Consider the following 20,748-nt stretch of genomic DNA (forward strand, 5'->3'; position numbering starts at 1 on the left):
AGGACAACAACGTCGTGCCAGGCCAAGCTTCAACCTTCACCAGCGATCTCGCTGTTGTTTATCTGGCACGCCATGCCGAAGGAAAAGGACCGGTCACGAATTTCATTGAATCCTTCGAGCGTCATCCACCCGGGATTGCGCATGATTGCGTGGTGGTCCGAAAAGGCTTCCCGCCGGGGGAATCCACGCTCGACAAAGTCCTGAAGCGTGCATTCCCTCATTTCATTTCAGTGTCGGATGACGGCTTCGACATCAACGCCTATGCCAAGGCTGCTGCGCAGCTTCCGCACACGCGTGTGGTCTTCCTCAACACGTTCTCGGAAATCACGTCTGACAACTGGCTTCGCAAACTGCATTCGGCGTTTGCCGATCCGGCGGTCGGAATCGCTGGGGCCACCGGTTCCTATGAAAGCGTTCTCAGCAGCATGAAGCACGTCCAAAAGGGATGGTGGCTGTTTCAGAATGAGGGTATTCGAAAACCGGCCGGCCTCCGACGGTTGTTCCGAGCAATCAGGACGCGGTTGCCGAAGCGGCTGGCGACTAGAGTGGTGGCCACTGCGATTTCCTATTTCGCCGTGCGCTCGTCACGCCACGACTGCACACTGGACGACAAGTTTGAAGCGTATTGGGCCAACGAGATCGGGCCCGACGGCACGCTGGCGCGCCTGAACGACATGGCGCCTTTTCCGAACCCGCACATCAGAACGAATGCCTTCATGATCGAACGACAGGTCTTTCTCGATGTACTGCCCGAATCGATCGAAACCAAGAACGATTCATACTTGTTCGAGAGCGGGCCGGACGGGCTGACGCAGCGAATTCTTCAACGCGGCCTAAAAATCGTGGTGGTGGGTGCGGATGGACGCGTTTACGGGATGGAAGAATGGGCCGAAAGCGGCACATTTCGTCTTGGACGCCAGGATAATCTTCTCGTCAAGGACAACCAGACACGGGCGTTCCAAAACATGAATGCGGCCGGGCAGCGTGCTTTCACGAGGATGACCTGGGGCGACGACAAAGAAGGTACCATCTTCCGGTAGGTTATGAGCAGGGCAAATGCGCCGGAATCCGATCGCCGCGGGAGGGGTGAGGGGGAGGGGAGAATTGCCAACTGCGGAGCGCGGTTAGATTGTGCTGCGTGGCATAGGTTGGTACATAAGCCAGCGAAGGGTGGGGCCTCGCGGGGACGAGAACGGGGCACTTCCAACGGTTGAACCGAGATTCACAGTTCCTGGTAAAGAAGAATGCGCGTTGTCGAGAAAATTTGCCGTGTCCGATTGCTGTCGGATCCCACCGGTTCGCGGCACTCTAGCTGCTGGTCAGATTTGCTTCCCGAAGAAGAAGGGGCTCTGCGATCTGAAGCTGCAGCGGTTCTTGGTTGATGCAGGAGTTTTCGATTTCTCCGCTGAAAATGCTGGTGGACTTGTGGCGCAACCGCGGCCTGATACGCGCTCTGGTGCACCGGGAAGTGGTCGGACGCTATCGCGGATCCGTGCTCGGACTGTTCTGGTCATTCTTCAATCCGATTCTGATGCTAATCATCTACACACTAGTCTTCAGCGTGGTTTTCAAGATGCGCTGGAATGTCGGGAGTGACTCGAAGACTGAGTTTGCGATGGTGCTGTTTCCCGGCCTGATCGTATTCACGCTTTTCTCGGAATGCTTGAACCGCGCGCCCAGCCTGATCCTGAGCAACGTGAACTACGTCAAGAAGGTGGTTTTTCCGCTAGAGATACTTCCTTCCGTTGCGCTGGGTTCGGCGATCTTTCATGGCGCGGTGAGCATGTGCGTGTGGTTTATTGCGTATCTGTTCTTGTTTGGAATGCCGCACCTCACGGTAGTGCTGATCCCCCTGGTTTTGCTGCCGCTGCTGCTTTTCATTCTGGGGGTGAGCTGGTTCCTGGCCTCACTCGGCGTCTATTTGCGCGACGTCGCTCAGTTCATGGGCATGATCACCACGATCCTGATGTTCCTATCGCCGATCTTCTATCCGGTGAATGCATTTCCGGAGAAATATCGCAGCCTGCTGTTCCTCAATCCGATCACGCCCGCGATCGAGCAGGCGCGGGATGTGTTGTTCTGGGGGAAGGTGCCGGACTCGTCGATGTACCTGATCTATCTTTTAGGCGGCGCCTTGGTCGCATGGTGTGGTTTTGCCTGGTTTCAGAAGACCCGCCGGGGGTTCGCCGATGTCCTCTAGGGAAACTGCAATCAAGGTACAGAGCCTCAGCAAGTGCTACCAGATCTACAACAAGCCGCACGATCGTTTAAAGCAGTCCTTGTTTCCGCGACTTGGGGCGCTGATCGGCAAGACGCCGCAGCAGTATTTTCGGGAGTTCTGGGCGCTCAGAGACGTTTCCTTTGAGGTAAAGAAGGGCGAAACCGTTGGCATTATCGGGCGTAACGGCAGTGGAAAATCGACCCTATTGCAGATGATCTGCGGAACCCTCAATCCGAGCGGTGGCGCGATCAAGGTTAACGGTCGCGTGGCTGCGCTGCTGGAGCTCGGGGCTGGCTTCAATCCGGAATTCACTGGCCGCGAGAATGTCTACATGGCCGCCACCCTCTACGGGCTGACCCATGCGCAGATCGGCAGCCGTTTCGAGCGGATCGCTGCGTTCGCCGATATTGGCGAGTTCATCGAACAGCCGGTGAAGACCTATTCGAGCGGCATGTATGTCCGGCTGGCATTTGCGGTGATTGCGCATGTCGACGCCGATGTTCTGGTGGTCGACGAAGCGCTCGCGGTCGGGGATGCGGTGTTCACCCAAAAATGCATGCGCTTCATCCGAGAGTTTCAAAAGCACGGCACCTTGCTGTTTGTCAGCCACGATACCGCTGCCGTGCAGAACCTGTGCGAATCCGCGATCTGGCTGTCCCACGGCCAGATCCGGATGACCGGCACGTCGAGAGAGGTCTCCGAGACCTACCTTCAATTCACGCTGCAGGAAGTCTACGGCGAGGAAGCCAAGTTGATTTCGGTCGCGTCGGACCAGGCGGCGGGCGGGCTTGCGTCTGCGTCGCCGGTCGATCCGGACGCGGCGCCGGCCGTAGATTACGCCGCGGTGGCCAGCGTACGCGACAACACCGCCGTCGCCACGGGCTGGAAGACCGGCCATGCTGAAATCCAATCCGTTTCCTTAACGAAATTGTCCGCCGGTCCCGAGGGGATTTACGAAGGCGGCGAGCGCGTTCGCATGACCGTCCGCGCCAAGGCACATGGTCCACTCGACAAGCCCATCCTCGGATTTCTGATTCGCGATCGGTTGGGACAGGATCTGTTTGGAGAGAATACGCTTCCGTTCACCGATCGCATGCCGGTTCGCATCGGGCCGGGCACGACATTCGAGGGCGTGTTCGAGTTCCGTCTGCCGATGCTGCCGAACGGGCAATATGCGGTCATGGCGTCGGTCGCAGACGGCGATCGCTACGACAACATTCAGCATCATTGGATGCATGACGCGTTGATCGTCAACGTCGCCTCAAGCAAGATTCGTTACGGGCTCGTCGGCATTCCGTTCGAGCGGGTAGAGTTGCAGGTTACGAATGATTAAACGAACGCTCCACGAGCTCTACGCCAACCACACCGGAAAGATGTCCGACAAGTGGTCCCTCTATCTCGACGAATATGATCGCATGTTCGCGTCGATGTGGGATCGTCCTGTCCGGCTGCTCGAAATCGGTGTCCAGAACGGCGGTTCGCTCGAGATCTGGTCGCAATTCTTTCCGAAGGCGCAAGCCCTTGTCGGCTGTGACATCAATCCGGATTGCGAGCGCCTGACATATGATGATCCGCGCATCGGCGTCATCGTCGGCGACGCGAACGATCCGCAGACCCAGCAGCGCATCCTGCAGAGGTCCGGACAGTTCGACATCGTGATCGATGACGGGTCTCATCTGTCCAGCGACATCGTCAAGACTTTCGCGCTGTATTTTCCGCATCTTGCAGAGGGCGGAATCTTCGTCGCCGAGGACCTGCATTGCAGCTATTGGGACAAGTTCGAAGGCGGTCTCTACTATCCCTATTCCTCGATGACGTTTTTCAAGCGCCTTGCAGATGTCATCAACCATGAGCATTGGGGGATGCCCAAGGCCCGCGCCGAAATTCTGCGCGGCATCTTCGGTAAGTACGGTTGCGAGCTGCCCGAAGAAAATCTCGCGTTGGTTCATTCGGTTGAATTCATCAATTCGATGTGCGTGGTAAGGAAATCGCCCGCCGCAAAGAACGGCCTGGGTCAGCGCGTTATTTCCGGCACCTTGGAGTTGGTGGTTCCGGCCAACAAGGAATGGAGCGGTACTCCGTACAAACTGGATCCGATCTTCGACGAAACCAACAATGTCTGGGCCAATCGCTCAGCCTCGCCTGAAGAGATGTATATTGAGACAGTGCGCGACCTTGGCGCGTCGGTCGAACTCATTGTGGATCTGAAGCAGGGATTGAGTCGCAAGCTCGATGAAATTTTCGATCTGAAGGAGAGAAACGAACAGCTAAGTCGCAAGCTCGATGAAATTTTCGATCTGAAGGAGAGAAACGAACAGCTAAGTCGTGAGCTCGATGAAATTCGCAGATCGACCTGTTGGCGAATGACGGCGGTCCCGCGGCTTTTGGCAACGCGTATGCGGAGCCCGGCGTCCGATGCGCCCGGTACGGGCAGTCTGCTTCTGATACTCAGCGCAGCGGTGAAGTCGCTCCGGCGCTCCTTTTCGAGGAGCAATTGGACGACCGCCGAGCGCCTTCGTAAGTTCGTCTTGCGACACGGTTTCGATTTTTATCAAAATCGCATGAGGCACACCCAGTTGGGCCGCGCCATCGCGCAATATGTGCGCGATCGCGGGCTGATCAGGTCGTTCGACCTCCATTCGATCTCGCTCCCGCAAGGCAGCCTGGAGATCGTCGCGTCCGGACCTGCGCACGCCTTGGACGCCGCAGTCCATTCGCAGGTACCCGGCTATCACTTGAGCCCCCCGTTGAATTTCGAGGTGGCGGACGACCTCGCCGTTCGCCCCTGCGTCAATGTGCTGTTGCCGAGTCTCCGCCTCAAGAGCATGTCCGGCGGACCCAATACCGCGCTACTGCTCGCGTGCATGCTGGCGGAGCGCGGCGAGCGTATCCGACTAATCGCCAGCGATGCGCCGTTGGAGGGTGAAGAGGCAGCGTTATTCCCCTACATGGAGCGGCTATTGAACCGGCCGGTCGCCCGGGACCGCATTGAGATCGTCGATGGATTCGACCGCACCAGACCAATACCGATCGGCATCCGCGATGTATTTTTCGCGACTGCCTGGTGGACCGCCCAGATTGCGAAATACGCCGTCGCCAACACTGCCAACAAGACCTTCATTTACCTGATTCAGGATTTCGAACCGATTCTTCACGAGGGCTCCACTTTTCAGGCCCGTGCACTCGAAACCTATGGACTGCCGCATATCCCAGTGATCAATACCCAACTTCTGCTCGACCATTTGGTCAGGGAAGGTGCTGGGCGCTTTGCAGACCCGGCATTTGCAGCCGAGGCGCTATGGTTCAATCCCGCCCTGGATCGCACCCATTATTTTCCCGTCGCCTCTCAATCCAAAAAGAAGGTGCTGCTGTTCTACGCTCGCCCCAGCGTCGCCCGCCGCAACCTGTTCGAAATTGGCCTTGTCGCGCTGCGTCGCGCCGTCGCCTCCGGCGCGATCGACCGGGACAATTGGGAAGTCTATGGGATGGGCGAAAAGATTCCGCCGATTGCGCTCGGCGAAGGCGTCATGCTCAATCCGCTGCCGTGGATGAGCTTCGACGACTATGCCGGACGCGTGCGCACCGCCGATCTCATGCTGTCGTTGATGCTGTCGCCGCATCCAAGCTATCCGCCGTTGGAAATGGCTGCGTCGGGCAAGCCGGTCGTCACCAACAGCTTCTCGGTAAAGACGGCGGATCGCATGCGGGCGTTCTCGCCGAACATTATCGTTGCGGAGCCGAATGCCGAAAGCGTCGGACAGGCTATCGAGAACGCAGCAGGGCGGATCAATTGCGGGCTGCCGAGTTACGATTCCTCCGGCGCGATCGCATTGCCGACGAACTGGGATCAGAGCCTCAACGGAATCGTCACGGAATTGCTCGCGCGCCTGGAAGGGATGCGCGAGCCTGCGCTGGAAGCCGCGCAATCGGTGGCGCCGGGCCTGCCGTCGGTGGCGAAGTGCGACTACGAGGCCTACCGCAAGACGAGTCTCGCCCGTCGTCGACCGGATGGAATGTACCATCAGACGCCCGGCCTGCTTTCGTTCGTAACCACCGCCTACAACACGGATCCTCGGTTCCTCGAAGAGCTTGGCAACAGCGTTTTTCTTCAGGACGGGGGAATGCATTTCGAATGGCTAATCCTCGACAACGGCTCCACGGAGGAGGGAACCCGTCGCGCCCTTGCAAGGCTCGCACGCCATCCCGGCGTGCGGCTCGAGCGCGTCGAGAGCAATCTCGGTATTATCGGCGGAATGCGGTACTGCCTCGAGCGAGCGTCCGGCCGTTATATCTTGCCGCTTGATTCCGACGATCTGATCGAGCCCGATTGCGTCCACGTTCTCACTCGCTTCATCGAGTATAACAATTATCCTGCGCTGCTCTTTACCGACGAAGACAAGCTGGACTCGGGGCGGTTTCTTTCGCCGTATTTCAAGCCGGACTGGGATCCCGTGCTGTTCCTGCACTCGTGTTACATTGCGCATCTTTGCGCTATCGATCGCGAACTGGCAATCCAGCTTGGCTTATACAGCGACGGATCCGCCGAAGGCTGCCACGATTGGGACAGCTTTATCCGTTTCATGCTCGCTGGCAAAAAGCCGACGCATGTTCCGGAAGTGCTTTACAGTTGGCGCATGCATACCGCCTCGACGTCCGGAAACATCGAATCGAAGTCCTACATCACCGAGTCTCACCGGCGGACGCTGCAGAGATTTCTTGATCGCTCCGGCGCAACGAATATCGAGCTCGTGAGCAGCCCGCTGTTCCAGTACAATGTGGACTGGTGGTTCCGGCGAAAGCGATCGCATGGACAATCGATTCAGACGATCGTGATTGGCGCGACGGATGATGCCGCTGACGCGCTGCCGGACACAACGGCCATCGTGCTGGGACGCGGAAACGTTGCCGATCTCGCCGATGTAGTCGACAGAATCGGCACCGATCTCGTCCATCTGCAATCGTACGGCGTTTTGCTGCTCGACGACGAGTGGCGCTGGGACGCCATGGCGCTGCTTGAATTGTTCGCCGATGCGGTGATGGTTGGCGGCATGCTGGATGACGGCTCCGCGATCGTCGATGGTCCGCGCGTGTTCGGCTTCGGCGATGGCTGCGGTTGTCCGGATCAGGGACGCGCGCTGACCGATCCTGGCTATGGCGCGCGGATGTGGAAGGCGCATACGGTTTCGGCGGTTTCGACGGCGCATTGCGTCGTCAGGACATCGTTTCTGAAGGAGTGCTTGGGCGAACTGCGGCGCGAAGCCGTCGCGATGGAAATGCTCGGCCCTTGGCTTGGCGCGATGGCGGCGGAGGCGGGCAGGCGGGTGGTCTATTCGCCGTTCATGCGCGCGCGCGTCGAGAGTATCCAGGCGGCGGTTGCCTCCGGGGGCGGGATGGCGCGCTGGTTGTCGCGCTTCTGGTCACTGATCCCGGACCAGCGGGTCTATTCCCCGAGACTGGGGCTGGCGCGCGAACTCGCCTACCGGGAAGTCCACCCCGAAGCCAATCGCCAGCATCTGGCGCGCCTGCAAGCCGGGCTTCTCGGCTACTCCGCGTGGCTCGACATGCATATTGCCGGGCGGAAGGCGCGCTATCCGCTCCCGGCTGAGACGGTCTCGGTTTCGCTCATCACGACGGTCTATGAAGGCACGAGGATCGAACTACTCGACGCGTTGGCGGCCTCAGTTGTGGCGCAAACCTTAAAGCCGGCGGAATGGATCATTGTCGCGCACGGACCGATCGCGCCCGATGCGCTTAACCACATCGTACGCGGCGCCGATCATTGGCGGGCAACGGTCGTCGTTGAGCCGGAGCCGCTCGGCATCATGGGCGCGATGCGTCGCGGATTAGATAAGGCTCGGGGCGATTACATCGTGCCGGTAGATGCGGATGACCTGCTCACCGTGGATGCCGTTCAGATCCTGGCAAGTTCGATCACGCGATTGGACCAGCCGGACATGATCTTTTCCGACGAAGACGCGCTGGTCGAAGGCAATCCCGTATCGCCCTATCTCCGTGCTGCGTTCGATCCCGTGCTCAATCTCGACAGTTCGTATATTTGGCACCTCTGTGCTATCAATCGGCAGCGCGCCCTGTCGCTCGGCCTCTATACTGACCCCGGCGCCACATGGTGTCACGACTGGGACAGCGTGATGCGGATCGCCAATGGTGGCGGCCGCATCGAGCACGTTCCCGAGGTGCTTTATCACTGGCGGCAACATGCAGCTTCCACCACCCACAAGCCGGAAGGAGACGAGCGCTCGATAGGCTCGGTGAAGCATGTCCTCGAGCGTCAAATCGCCCGGTTGGCCGCACCCGACGGGTTCTGCGTTGCAAAATGGCCGGAATATCGCGGCGCGCGCGAGCTATATATTGCGCGGAAGATCGATCACCTACCTCAGCTGATCTGGGCGGGCGACGCGGCGCGGGTCGAGTCCGTCGATTCCGATGCGATTCTGGTGTTCGCCGCCAGCGGCGTGATAATTCAGTCCCAAGACGTCGCCGGCGAGGTGGCCCGTTTGCTTGAGTTGCATCCTGTGGTCGGCGCTATCGGAGGCGTCGTCGTCGGTCCAGACGATTTCGTGACGGACGGTTGCTGCATGGTCAATCGGGCCGGCTTGTTGGAATCGCCCTGGCTGGGCCGGAGCGCGGCGTGGCCTGGCCCCTATGCCCTAGCACTGAAGCCGCAGACCGTAACGACGACTGGCAATTCGCTCGCGTTCTTCAGGGTCGCGGCGTTGAAGCGGGCGGATCTCTGGCCGCTGGAAATAAACGAGCATTCGCCGAGCTCCGTCGGCGACATATGCCTTCTTCTCGCAAAGGACGGTTGGAGCACCGCGTTCTCACCGCTTGTGCGGGCGCGGAGCAGCCTCGCAGTTCAAAGCGACCCAGCCAGCGCTCGACCACTGCCTGATGTACGGCGCGAAAGCCAGGCGCTGGTCAGATATGGAACAGCTCTCGGTCACAGCGACTAACGGGTAACCCGGGCGTGTTTGAGTTGCAGGTACGCGGTGAGGTTGCGGCACTGAATTGCGGGTGAAAGTGGAGACTGCTCATGTCGTCGGGTGTTGCCGCCGCGGTCCAGCCACAAATCGCCGTCGTTTACCTTGCGAGGTTCGCGGAAGGCGTCGCGCCAGTTCGCAAGTTCATTGATTCCTATAAGCGCCGCCGGGTAGGCATCACCCATGACCTGGTGATCGTTTGGAAGGGCTTTCCCAATAACGATCCCGCCGGCTCTCCGCAGAAAGCGATTTGCGATCAGGTTGAGCATCGATCGATCGCGATGACCGATAAGGGCTTCGATATTACAGCTTACAAGCTGGCCGGCGAAACACTGTCGCACAACCACGTTTGCTTCTTGAACACTTTTTCCGAGATCGAATCCGACGACTGGCTTCGCAAGCTCTACGATCACGCATCACGGGCCAAGATCGGCATCGCCGGCGCAACCGCATCGTTGGAAAGCGTCCGCGACAGCATGAAGAGCATGTCAAAGGCCGTATGGCTTTGTGTCCAGGGCATCCCCTATGATCCGCTGATAGCCGAACAGTGGGGCCACGAGATCGTAAAGCACGCTCCGAACTGGTTGGCGCGGCGGCCGCCGTCGCTCTACAGGCGCGCCCGGCGGTTTGCCCGACGGGCCCTGGCGCTAAGATGGGGTGCATTGCAACCGCCGAGCCGCCAAGAGATGGAAGATCTCTTCGAGACCGTATGGGCGAAGCAAGGCGCTATCTATGCTGAATTGCCTCCATTTCCCAACCATCACATTCGCAGCAACGCCTTCATGATGCGGCGGCCGGTGTTTCTGGATGCGCTTCCGCCGAGGCTTGCTACGAAAGAAGACTGCTTTGAGTTCGAAAGCGGTCATGCGAGCGTGACGAACAGGGTTGTGCGGCAGGGTCTGTACGCTGTTGTCGTTGGTGATGATGGTAAGGCATACCATTCCTCCGAATGGTCGAGCAGCAAGACTTTCCGATCTGGCGCGCAAGAGAACATCCTCGTATCAGATAACCAAACACGCGCTTTCGAGGCGATGTCGCCGGAGTTGAAGAAACTGTACGAGCATTGGACGTGGCACGGACCCAAGGCAGATGTGATTGAAAGCGTGCTATATAAAGAATCGAGATCATAAGGACCTGATGAACGGAAGAACGACGAGTCTTGCGATCGCGCAGGGCCTCTTTAGGCCGCCGTCCAACGTCAATGTCACCCTCGAGCGTGTGATTACGAGCTTCAGATCGGCACACTGAATGCTTCAAACTTTGGTTCCAGCACGCCAAACGTCCATTGGGACGGGGAGGTAAGGATCACTGTTCGTAAGCTCGCAAATCAAGGTCGGTGGCGCTCTCAGAAGTTCTCCAGGCGGCTATCATTCCTTGGCCGACAGCCTCATAGGACAATCTCAGCACGACCTTGCCGCCATTGAGTTGAATGATCGGACCGAAAGCGAACATTGCGTAACCGTTGTCTCGCACGAGCGCGGCATCCATCTGTGATTGGCCCAGAACGGTCCCGTTACCGTCGACGACCGCAAGGGTCAAAAGCCCTTTGTTGAGTAGTCCATAAGTGGATAGCCGAACGTCAATTGCTCGGATCGTCTGAGCCGGAACAGGAAGTTCCGCGACGATCGTCGGCCGAATGAGGGAAGGGATACCCTTCTTTCCATTGGTGAACGTCGAAACAAATCGCGAATATGTCGGCTGGCAGGGCGTAGCCTCCTTACAATCGATCTTCTCCCAGGACAGCGAAAAGGGCTCGCCGTAGTCAGTGGGATTCTCGCTCTCGAAGCGAATGGCAACAACTTTCGGTCCTGCCCACTCGACGCCACCGAGAAAGCTATAGAGGGAGGAATAATTCTCAAAAAGCGGAGTGATCCAGACCCCGCTCGATAGGTGCGGCGGCATCAGCCGATACTTTTGCTCGGTGCCATCGGCAAGGATGTAGACGAGGTATATAGGGCTGAGGCGGAACACAGCTTCCTCGATCTTCGACGACAGAGGTTTTGTGAGGTCAACTTTGACGCGCAGAATTGTTGAGGGCGATGTCGGAGGCAAAGGAATTGCCTTGTTCCAGCGCGCCAGGTCCGTCTTGAAAGTCGTTGGCTCGCTAAACCGCCTCTCCGCGTCCGAGGAGCGCTCCAACAAGCCAATTTGAGGTTTCGAAGGGTCATTTTCCACAAACGCGGTTCGATAGTGTTGGATGACCTGCAGAAAGGCGATTGGATCATCGAAAAGTTGGTGCCGGCCATCGACTCCGCCGATCGAGTCGTTTGGATGATGCATGATCAGAAAGGCGGGCGCGTCTGGGCCTCGAAGAAAGTCGGCATTGAGCTTGTCGAGATGCTCCGTGAACGCATTGAAATGCTGGAATATGGGCTTCAGGTGCCAGTTTAATTGCGGATTGGCCGCGACGAAGGCGAGCTCATAGGAGTAGACGTCAACTGTCTTTTTGCCGATGTGGTTGAGGATATCTGGCTCGAGCCGAGAGCTCGCCAATTGTGAATCAGAGACCCGTCGGACGTGCAACCGGTACTGCGAATAATGACGGAGGTGCGCAAGCGGTTCCAGCCCGCTTGCAACTTTGGACGTGAATTGGATATCAGCGCTTGCAAGCGCTGTCGCGATCAAAGATGTGATTGCCGCCGCGCCGAGGATGCCAATCGCTGGAGGATAGAAGGCAAGGGTGAGCCATTTGCTTCGCGTCTTATCTGACGAAGATGATGGTTCGCTCAGATGCAAGATCAAGATGCAAAATGTCGAGAATGCCAGGATGATAACGAGCGCGAAAACGTGCCCGTCGTATCGAACGACGCCATGTTTCCAGGCAATGGCGACTGAGGGAATGACGATCACTAGCGCATGCAGATTGCGCCAGCGCGGCAGCATTCCCGCAAAGATCGCGAGCAAGGCCATGGCCAACAAATAAAGGCTCAGGCTCAAACTCTCGTTTGATCGAGAGACGCTCATCGAGGCTGTATATCCGGCGGACAGTTGTAGGGAGTTATAGAAGTAGGGGGCTATGCCTCCGGGTGAACCGCTGAGCGCAAGCCAGGCGAGGCAGAAAGTCGCCGCGCTCGATATCGCTGCGACCATGGCGCGCTGAAAGATTTCGCGGACTGAGGTGAAAGGAACCAGGGTGCTTGCGAGTATGGCGCCGAGGCAGCCAATACCAATCGTCACCTTCATCAAGAGCCCGAGGGCAGCCAAAAATCCGCAGCATGCGATGATCGGGTATCTAAACCGAGTTTCTTCGTACCCCAGAAATAGCAACAATGTGACAAAGCACGACGGCAGTCTGTCGACATCAATAAAGCCGGAGACGGCTGCGCCGACGGCAAGTCCTAAAATTGCGCGCCATCCTCCTGTACGGCTAATCACGAAGTAGGACATGGCGGCAGCGAAAGCCGCGTACACTATGGTCCAGAACACGAATCCTGTCGTGAAATTGATTCCGACGTCTTCTATCGCAAGGAGAAAGCCTAACGGGCCATAGGTGTAGACGATGTCGGTTCCAAATTTTGTCCCGGTGGAAGCACCGAGATTTAAGATGTGAGGGAATGAGGCGTCCAGTCCTGCGCCCATCGGTACGAACGGCACCCTGTAGGCCTGCAAAAATATGATCAGTGTCCCGATCCAAAAGAGAACAGGGGGCCGGTAGAGCTTAAGGCTGCTGATCAAGACGAACTCTATGCTTTGGCTGGATTGGCTCGCATGGAAGTCTGATGCGGCTGAGGTGTGAAAGGTTGTGGACCGTTCTTTCTGAATGGGGCGCAAGCTACCGTCACAGCCAGCCCGAGTAAAGCCAACCCCTTTCGGGGATTTTTCATGGGAAAAATGCTCGACCTGCGTGGAATTTCGCGCGCGTCGTTTGATCTGATTGTCGCGGAGGTGGTCACCCGTCGGGCGGGTAGGCGCTATCGCCATCGAGTGGCCCGGCGAACAGTCCGGCGTGACCGGCGGCACTGGGGTATGATTTCGGCCAAAAGTCGCGGGCACAGATCCTCGCCGATTGGACCGGCAAGATTGCGGACGCGATGTGAAAGCGCTGGCGAGCACCGCCGGCGTCACCGGACCGAAGGCAAAGGCCGCGGTATAGCCCACTGATAGTTGAAAAGAGTGGTCGGTGTTAATAAAGCCGACTACGAGCGCGCCAACGAAGAAACTGCTGGCGAGAAACCGACCTTTCGTCCGGCTGATGATGAAATAGGACGTCGGGGCAGCTAAAACGGCATGCCAAAGGTCCAGAACGGATATCCGAGTGGGAGGTTGGTTCCGACGTCCTCGATGACCAAAGGAAAGGTAAGCGGGCCATATGTATTGACGGTGTCCTGACCGAACGTGGCCGGCGTGAAGGCGGGCAGGTCGGCTGCATCGCTAGGCATGGAGAATCGATTTACCCACCCGGCGCAAATCCAGAGGCCAGACCATAGAGCCGCTGCTGGCCAATCGGTGGCGTCGGAACCAAGGCAGCCACTTTACACTTTTCGGCAGATCACGTAGAAACCAACCTGGGTAGCGGTAACGGTGCTGCTGGCCCGCTGATTGCGAGACTGAGGCGCAGCGCAGCCTTGAACGACGATCGACAGTTTTCGCGCATCACCATTGTTTGTCCTGTTTATAACGAGGAAAAGGTCGTTCCGCTGTTCTTCGAGCGGGCGCTGCCGGTGATCGAGCTGCTTTCCGCGCGTTACCGCGTCGAGCTGCTGTTCCTCAATAACGCCTCCACAGATGGGACCTATGCCGAAATCGGCAAGCTGCGCGCGCAATATGATTTCGTCTATGTGATCACGCTAAGCGCCAATGCCGGCTACCAGCGCTCGTTGGAATGTGGACTGCGCAACGCGCAGGGCGACGTCATCGCCTTTATCGACGTCGATTGCGAAGACCCGCCGGAGATGCTGCTGGATTTCGTCGGCTATTACGAGAAGGGCTTCGACATCGTTTATGGTGCGCGCGTGGATCGCGAGGAAGCGCGGCCAGTCAAGACGCTGCGCAAGTTGTTCTACCATGTCGTCCGATCGCTGGCGGACGAGGACATCATCCTGTACATGGCCGAGTTCTCGCTGCTTACTTCCGAAGTGCGCGATGCCATTGTAAACGACCACAACTCGTTCCCGTTCATCCGTGCGTCGATCTCGCGGGTCGGCTTCAAGCGGATCGGTCTGCCTTACAAGCGGCAACGCCGCGTCGCGGGGAAGACAAACTACAATCTCGTTGGAATGACGATCTTCGCCATCGCTGGCATCCTGTCGTCGACCACGCTGCCCCTACGCCTGCCAATCTACGTGCTGCCTTTGTGGCTGCTGCTCACGGCTGTATTGGGAGCTGCGTACATATTGGCCGAAAGCCCGTGGCTGTTGCTGCTGAACCTTCTGTGCGGCTGCACGTATTTTGGATTTACGGCGGCGTTCACAGCGCTCTACGTGGCCCGCTCCTACAAGAATGGCCTTGGGCGACCAAACTATGTGGTGAACCGCCGCTACACGCACGCCCAGCGTTCCACCGTGGCGTCGTGAGCGAAACCGGCGCCCAGATTTCCTTGATTTTCGCCAAGCCTGTCGGTATGGGGTTCTGAGCATTTTCCTGATAAAAGCGGGGGCTTTTCTGGTCCATGCATCCGGGCGCGCGTCGCTCCCGAGCTGCCGAGCCGAAACGGCAATTCCGTTCTCGAATTGAGTGAGAGACAAGATGAAAGCGATCATTCTCGCCGGTGGTTTGGGCACCCGTATCAGCGAAGAATCCCACCTCAAGCCGAAGCCGATGATTGAAATCGGCGGGAAGCCGATTCTTTGGCACATCATGAAAATGTACTCGCATCACGGGATCAATGATTTCGTGGTTTGTCTTGGCTACAAAGGCTACATCATCAAAGAGTACTTCTCCAATTACTTCCTGCACATGTCCAATGTCACGTTTAGCATGCGTGAGAATAGCATGGAGATCCATGAGAAGTTCGCCGAGCCCTGGCGCGTGACGCTGGTTGATACCGGCGAACTTACCATGACCGGCGGTCGGCTGAAACGGGTCGCACCGTATATCGGCAATGAATCGTTCTGCTTCACCTATGGCGATGGTGTCGCGGACCTTGATATTTCGGCTCTCATCGCCCAGCATCACGACGCTGGACGGCTGGCGACCGTGACCGCGATCCAGCCCCCCGGTCGCTACGGCGCGCTGCACATTGAGAACGAAGCGGTCCACCATTTCCAGGAAAAGCCGGCGGGCGACGGCGCCTGGATCAATGGCGGGTTTTTCGTGCTCGAGCCCGGCGTGCTGTCCTATCTCGACGGCGACGAAACGGTATGGGAGCAGCAGCCATTGCAGCGACTTGCCGCCGAGGGCCAGTTATCCGCCTATCGCCACGGGGGGTTCTGGCAGGCGATGGACACGCTTCGTGACAAAAATCATCTCGAGGAATTGTGGTCGTCAGGGAAGGCCCCCTGGAAGAGTTGGTGATGATGTTCGGCGATATCTACAAGGGCCGCCATGTGCTAGTGACCGGACACACCGGCTTTAAGGGAAGCTGGCTGGCACTATGGCTCAAGGAGCTGGGCGCGAAGGTGACGGGAATAGCACTTCCGCCGGAGACCGATCCCCACCATTTCGGCCTGCTGAAGCTCGATATCGATTCGCTCTTCATCGATATTCGCGATGAAAAACAGCTGCGCGACCAGATCCGCCAGACCGATCCAGATATCGTGTTCCACATGGCTGCCCAACCATTGGTGCGGCGCTCCTACCGCAGTCCGCTGGAGACTTGGGCCGTCAACGTGATGGGCACGGCCAATGTGCTCGACGCATGCCGCGAGGCGGAGCGCCTTGCTGCGATTGTCGTCGTGACCACCGACAAGTGCTACGAAAACAACGAGTGGGTCTGGGGCTATCGCGAGACCGATCGTCTAGGAGGGCATGATCCCTACAGTGCGTCCAAGGCCGGGTGCGAACTGGTTGCAGCCAGCTACCGGAAATCATTCTTCAACTCGCCGGACGCGCCACTGCTGGCCACGGCGCGCGCCGGTAATGTGATCGGCGGCGGCGACTGGTCCGAAGATCGTCTGATTCCGGATCTGGTGCGCTCGATCCGGCACGGCAGGCCAGTGGAGATCAGATCGCCGACGGCGACGCGACCCTGGCAGCATGTTCTCGAATGCCTCTCGGGTTATCTCATGCTCGGACAGAAATTGATCGAACGCGATTCCACCTTTGCCGAGGCCTGGAATTTCGGGCCCGATCGGGAAAGCAACCGCCAGGTTCGACAGGTCCTCGACGCGATCAAGCGGCACTGGCCGGCTGCGGAATGGTACGACGCCGGTCAGATCCAGGCCCACGAAGCGCATCTGCTTCAGGTCGATAGCGACAAGGCCCGTCAGCGCATGCACTGGCAGCCGGTATGGACCTTCGACGAAGGTGTAACAGCCACCGCCGAGTGGTATCAGGCCTGGCTCGAACGAAGCGACGTCATCAGCTGTGCGCAGCTCGATCGCTATGTCGCGCGCGCCAGTGCCCGGAAGCTGGCGTGGGCCGAAGGTTCGGCTTCATGAAGCTCGAGCAGACCGGCATCGAGGGGGTCTGGGTTGCGGAGAGCGTGGCCCACCAAGACTCGCGTGGGGCATTTTCCCGGCTCTTCTGCTCGCGCGAGCAACAGGACATCATCGGATCACGATCGATCGTTCAGATCAATCATTCGATCACTCGTCGCGTCGGCGCGCTCCGGGGACTGCACTATCAAAACGCGCCACATGCGGAAATGAAGATCGTCCGCTGCCTCCGCGGTCGCGTGTTCGACGTGGCCGTCGATTTGCGCAAGGGGTCGGCGACGTTCCGGAAATGGACGTCGCTGGAACTCTCGCCGGGCAATCGCCGCGCCTTGGTCATCCCCGAAGGATGTGCGCATGGCTTCCAGGTGCTAGAGCCGGATTCCGAACTGCTCTATCTGCATACCGCGTTCTACGCCTCTAAAGCAGAAGGCGCCGTCCGTTTTGACGATCCGACCATTGGCGTGGATTGGCCACTGGCGCCGACCGACCTGTCCGACAGGGACCTCCATCATCCGCTTCTCGACAGGAATTTCGAAGGTATCGTCGTATGAAATGCCGTCATTGCCATCATGAGCTCGAACACGTCTTTCTCGATCTCGGTCACGCGCCCCCATCGAACGCCTATCTCTCGGCCAGCCAGCTGCGCGCGCCGGAGACGACGTTTCCACTGCGGCTCTATGTTTGCGACAAATGTTGGTTGGTCCAGACCGAGGACTATGCGGCGGCCGACGAATTGTTTTCGCGCGATTATGCGTATTTTTCCTCAACCTCCCGCAGTTGGCTGCAGCATGCGGCGCGTTATGTGGAGAAGATCACTGAAATCCTGAAGCTGAACCGCGACAGTTTCGTGATCGAGGTCGCTTCCAATGACGGGTACCTGCTGAAGAACTTCGTTGCGGCGGACATCCCATGTCTAGGGGTTGAGCCGACCAGCAGTACCGCCGACGCTGCAGAAAAAATCGGCGTGCCGGTGCTGCGCAAGTTCTTCGGAGAGGCGACCGCGACGGAGCTGGCGGAAGGGGGCAAGCGCGCCGACCTGATCTGCGGTAATAACGTCTACGCGCACGTGCCTGCCATCAATGACTTCACGGACGGCCTTCGGATCGCGCTGAAGCAGGGGGGCACCATCAACCTCGAGTTCCCGCATCTGATGAACCTGATCAGGCTCAATCAATTCGATACGGTCTATCATGAACATTTTTCTTATCTCTCGCTGACCGCCGTCGTCCACATATTTGCAAGGTCAGGACTGCGCATTTTCGATCTGGAAGAACTGCCCACGCACGGCGGAAGCCTGCGCATCTACGGATGCCACGAAAGCGATCCGCGAAAAAACCAGCCTGTTGTGATGGATATGCTGGAAAAAGAGAAGGCCTATGGCTTGCGTGACCTGGCCATCTACAAAGGATTTCAGCGCAAGGCGGACAAGGTCAAGGATGACTTCCTTGAATTCCTGATTACCCAAAAGCGCGCAGGCAAATCGGTGGCTGCGTATGGTGCCGCGGCGAAGGGCAATACGCTGATGAACTATGCGGGGGTCAAACATGATCTCGTGAGTTTCGTGTGCGATGCCGCGGCCTCCAAGCAGGGCAGCTACATGCCGGGCAATCACCTCGCGATCCTGCCGCCGTCCGAGCTTGCGAAGGTCAAGCCCGATTGGGTGGTCATCTTCCCCTGGAACATCGCCGACGAGGTGGTGCAGCAGCAGCAGCAGCTTCTGGCGTCAGGCAGCAAGTTCGTCATAGCCGTTCCGGAACTCAAGGTTATTCCGTGAAGATCCTGGTGACAGGCGCGACGGGATTTGTCGGGCGGCACGTTGTTAGCACGCTGCTTGGCCGAGGTCATTCTGTTGTCGCTGTCGCCCGCAACGGCGAGAAGGCCCGATCGCTGCCGTGGTTCACGCAGCTCGAATTTATCTCCTGCGACCTTCACCAGGACTTCCGGCCGGCGCTTTCGGGTGGATCTCAGCCGGATGCGCTGATCCATCTGGCCTGGCCCGGTCTGCCGAACTATCGCGACTTCTTTCACCTCGGCCGCAATCTTCCTGCTGACCTGTCGTTTCTGGAAGCAGCCGTGGATTCGGGTGTCTCGCAAATCATGGTGGCGGGGACCTGCCTTGAATATGGCATGGAGTATGGGCCGCTGACCGAACAAGGCGCTACGGAGCCGATCACGGCCTATGGTCTTGCCAAGGACGCCTTGCGGAAATCCCTGGAGTTCTTGCAGCAGCAAAAGCCGTTCACTCTGCAGTGGATGCGGCTGTTCTATATGTATGGCGAGGGGCAAAACCCAAGTAGTCTGCTCGCGCAACTCGATCGCGCAATTGACGAAGACGCTCCATTTTTCAACATGTCGGCGGGCGATCAGCTGCGCGACTATTTGCCGATCAACGATGTTGCCGCGAATTTCGCATTGGCTCTTGAGAATCCACTAGCCTGCAATGGGGTCATCAACTGCTGCAGCGGCGCGCCGATATCAGTATTGGATCTTGTGTCGCAACGCCGACGCTCACGATCAAGTGGGATTGAACTCCGCCGCGGTCACTTCCCGTATCCCGACTACGAGCCGATGGCCTTCTGGGGCGTGCCCTCCAAGCTCAACGCGCTGAAGCTGTCGTCGCAGTGACTATCGTGGGCGGCCAGGTCTCGTCCATGCCATCCGCCGCTCCGGAGGCGAACTCAGATTTCGTCAGTTTCGACGGCCGCATCCGTGCCCGAGGGCAACTGCAGCAGCCCGATCGGTATCGCTATTGGCGAACCGACTTGACGGAAACACCGCGCATTTCGCGAGGCTCCGGGCTTTCTTACGCGGCAGCAAGCTTCCTGCAGGATGGTTTGTCTGTCTCGCACCGATCGTTCGATCGCGTCACGGATTTCGATTCAGCATGCCATGTCGTTGAGGTCGAGACGGGCATCTCGCTGTTCGCGCTGCACCGCTTCTTGTCTTCGCGCGGGCTTTATCTGCCCATACAGCCGGGGCATGGCCGAATTTCGGTAGGAGGATGTATTGCCGCCGATGTTCATGGCAAGAACCAAAGTCGCGATGGTACGTTTATCAACCAGGTCGAGTCGATTGATTTATTGCATCCGTCTCACGGGATATTAGAGCTGTCGCCACAGAAAAATCCGGACCTGTTTCGATTGACCTGTGGCGGTTACGGTCTGACCGGACACATCATCCGCGCACGGCTGCGCGCCTCACCAGTGCCGACGGCCTGGGTCCAGATGCGCGGCGTGCCGTTCGCGGATGCCGCAGAAGGATTCGAGCGCCTGCGGCTCGCCACCGGCGGCACCGATTTCGCCTATACGTGGCACGACATGGCATCATCAAGGCCCGGGTTCGGAAGCGGCTATCTATTTCAGGGCAGGTTCGTCGACGAAGGCGCATCGACGGCGTCGGATGCGGAACCGCCAGTGCTATCCTCCGAGAGCCGCGGCCGCTGGCCGGTTCCCCTGATGAATGCGATCTCATCGCGTGCCCTCAATCTGGAGTTTCGGCGCCGACAAAAAAGGACACAGCGGGGCCAGGTCGTGTCCTTGCAGGATGCGCTGTTTCCGGCTCACAAGACGCAGTTGTACTTTCAGCTGTTCGGCGCCGCAGGTTTTCGCGAGTATCAGGCCATTCTGCCTGACGAGGCGATTGAGGACTATGTCGAGACGGTCCGCGCTTATGTCCGTGCCAAGCCTCTGCCGATCACACTGTCATCCGCAAAGGCATTTGCCGGGAGGCGGGAGTTACTGCGATTCACCGGGGCAGGCATTTGTCTCGCCCTCGATGTGCCGGCTGGTGCAGCCGCTGATCGGTTCATGGCTTTTCTCGACGAACGGGTGATGGCGCTTGGCGGCCTGCCCAACATCATTAAGGATTCCCGCTTGCCCCGCCCTGTGGTCGACTTCTGCTATGACGAAGCGGATCGTTTCCGGGACGCGCTCCACGCCTTCGATCCGAAACGCCTGTTTCGTTCCGATCTATCCGAAAGGCTCGGCCTTTGAGA

Annotated in this window: 13 protein-coding genes; 12 read left to right on the plus strand and 1 reads right to left on the minus strand. The window is 58.4% G+C overall.

What is annotated here, in order from left to right; genetic code table 11:
• Nucleotides 1-14: 14 nt before the first annotated feature.
• The 5 genes from AC5ZFO_RS33805 (at nucleotide 15) to AC5ZFO_RS33825 (ending at nucleotide 10,349) form a co-directional block, all read left to right on the plus strand.
• Complete coding sequence (locus tag AC5ZFO_RS33805; protein WP_496123087.1) at nucleotides 15-1,040, plus strand: hypothetical protein; 1,026 nt, start codon at nucleotides 15-17, stop codon at nucleotides 1,038-1,040.
• 341 nt (nucleotides 1,041-1,381) lie between these two features.
• Nucleotides 1,382-2,200 (plus strand): ABC transporter permease, encoded by an 819-nt coding sequence (locus AC5ZFO_RS33810; RefSeq protein WP_496123088.1) that lies wholly within the window; start codon nucleotides 1,382-1,384, stop codon nucleotides 2,198-2,200.
• Nucleotides 2,190-3,554, plus strand: coding sequence for an ABC transporter ATP-binding protein (locus tag AC5ZFO_RS33815; RefSeq protein ID WP_496123089.1), 1,365 nt, complete (start codon nucleotides 2,190-2,192; stop codon nucleotides 3,552-3,554). Before AC5ZFO_RS33810 ends, AC5ZFO_RS33815 begins: the two co-directional genes overlap by 11 nt.
• The gene (locus AC5ZFO_RS33820) at nucleotides 3,547-9,192 is read left to right on the plus strand and encodes a rhamnosyltransferase WsaF family glycosyltransferase (RefSeq protein ID WP_496123090.1); all 5,646 of its coding nucleotides are present in this window, start codon (nucleotides 3,547-3,549) and stop codon (nucleotides 9,190-9,192) included. Before AC5ZFO_RS33815 ends, AC5ZFO_RS33820 begins: the two co-directional genes overlap by 8 nt.
• Nucleotides 9,193-9,272: 80 nt before the next feature.
• Nucleotides 9,273-10,349, plus strand: a complete 1,077-nt coding sequence (locus AC5ZFO_RS33825; protein WP_496123091.1) for a formyl transferase — start codon at nucleotides 9,273-9,275, stop codon at nucleotides 10,347-10,349.
• 175 nt (nucleotides 10,350-10,524) lie between these two features.
• Here AC5ZFO_RS33825 and AC5ZFO_RS33830 read toward each other — a convergent pair whose 3' ends face one another.
• Nucleotides 10,525-13,317 (minus strand): hypothetical protein, encoded by a 2,793-nt coding sequence (locus AC5ZFO_RS33830; RefSeq protein ID WP_496123092.1) that lies wholly within the window; start codon nucleotides 13,315-13,317, stop codon nucleotides 10,525-10,527.
• 467 nt (nucleotides 13,318-13,784) lie between these two features.
• Here AC5ZFO_RS33830 and AC5ZFO_RS33835 point away from each other — a divergent pair, with 467 nt between their 5' ends.
• From AC5ZFO_RS33835 to AC5ZFO_RS33865, 7 genes are all read left to right on the plus strand, one after another.
• The gene (locus AC5ZFO_RS33835) at nucleotides 13,785-14,732 is read left to right on the plus strand and encodes a glycosyltransferase family 2 protein (RefSeq protein ID WP_496123093.1); all 948 of its coding nucleotides are present in this window, start codon (nucleotides 13,785-13,787) and stop codon (nucleotides 14,730-14,732) included.
• A gap of 172 nt (nucleotides 14,733-14,904) precedes the next feature.
• On the plus strand, nucleotides 14,905-15,672 hold the full coding sequence (gene rfbF, locus AC5ZFO_RS33840; RefSeq protein WP_496123094.1) for a glucose-1-phosphate cytidylyltransferase: 768 nt from the start codon (nucleotides 14,905-14,907) through the stop codon (nucleotides 15,670-15,672).
• A complete protein-coding gene (gene rfbG, locus AC5ZFO_RS33845) occupies nucleotides 15,672-16,757 on the plus strand; it encodes a CDP-glucose 4,6-dehydratase (RefSeq protein WP_496123095.1) in 1,086 nt (361 codons plus the stop codon). Before rfbF ends, rfbG begins: the two co-directional genes overlap by 1 nt.
• Complete coding sequence (gene rfbC / locus AC5ZFO_RS33850; RefSeq protein ID WP_496123096.1) at nucleotides 16,754-17,305, plus strand: dTDP-4-dehydrorhamnose 3,5-epimerase; 552 nt, start codon at nucleotides 16,754-16,756, stop codon at nucleotides 17,303-17,305. The genes rfbG and rfbC overlap by 4 nt, the downstream gene beginning before the upstream one ends.
• Nucleotides 17,302-18,528, plus strand: a complete 1,227-nt coding sequence (locus AC5ZFO_RS33855; RefSeq protein WP_496123097.1) for a methyltransferase domain-containing protein — start codon at nucleotides 17,302-17,304, stop codon at nucleotides 18,526-18,528. Before rfbC ends, AC5ZFO_RS33855 begins: the two co-directional genes overlap by 4 nt.
• The gene (locus AC5ZFO_RS33860; RefSeq protein WP_496123098.1) at nucleotides 18,525-19,379 is read left to right on the plus strand and encodes an NAD-dependent epimerase/dehydratase family protein; all 855 of its coding nucleotides are present in this window, start codon (nucleotides 18,525-18,527) and stop codon (nucleotides 19,377-19,379) included. Before AC5ZFO_RS33855 ends, AC5ZFO_RS33860 begins: the two co-directional genes overlap by 4 nt.
• A gap of 5 nt (nucleotides 19,380-19,384) precedes the next feature.
• A complete protein-coding gene (locus AC5ZFO_RS33865; RefSeq protein WP_496123099.1) occupies nucleotides 19,385-20,746 on the plus strand; it encodes an FAD-binding oxidoreductase in 1,362 nt (453 codons plus the stop codon).
• Nucleotides 20,747-20,748 lie beyond the last annotated feature (2 nt).

Source organism: Bradyrhizobium sp. Unk1, from assembly GCF_059512345.1.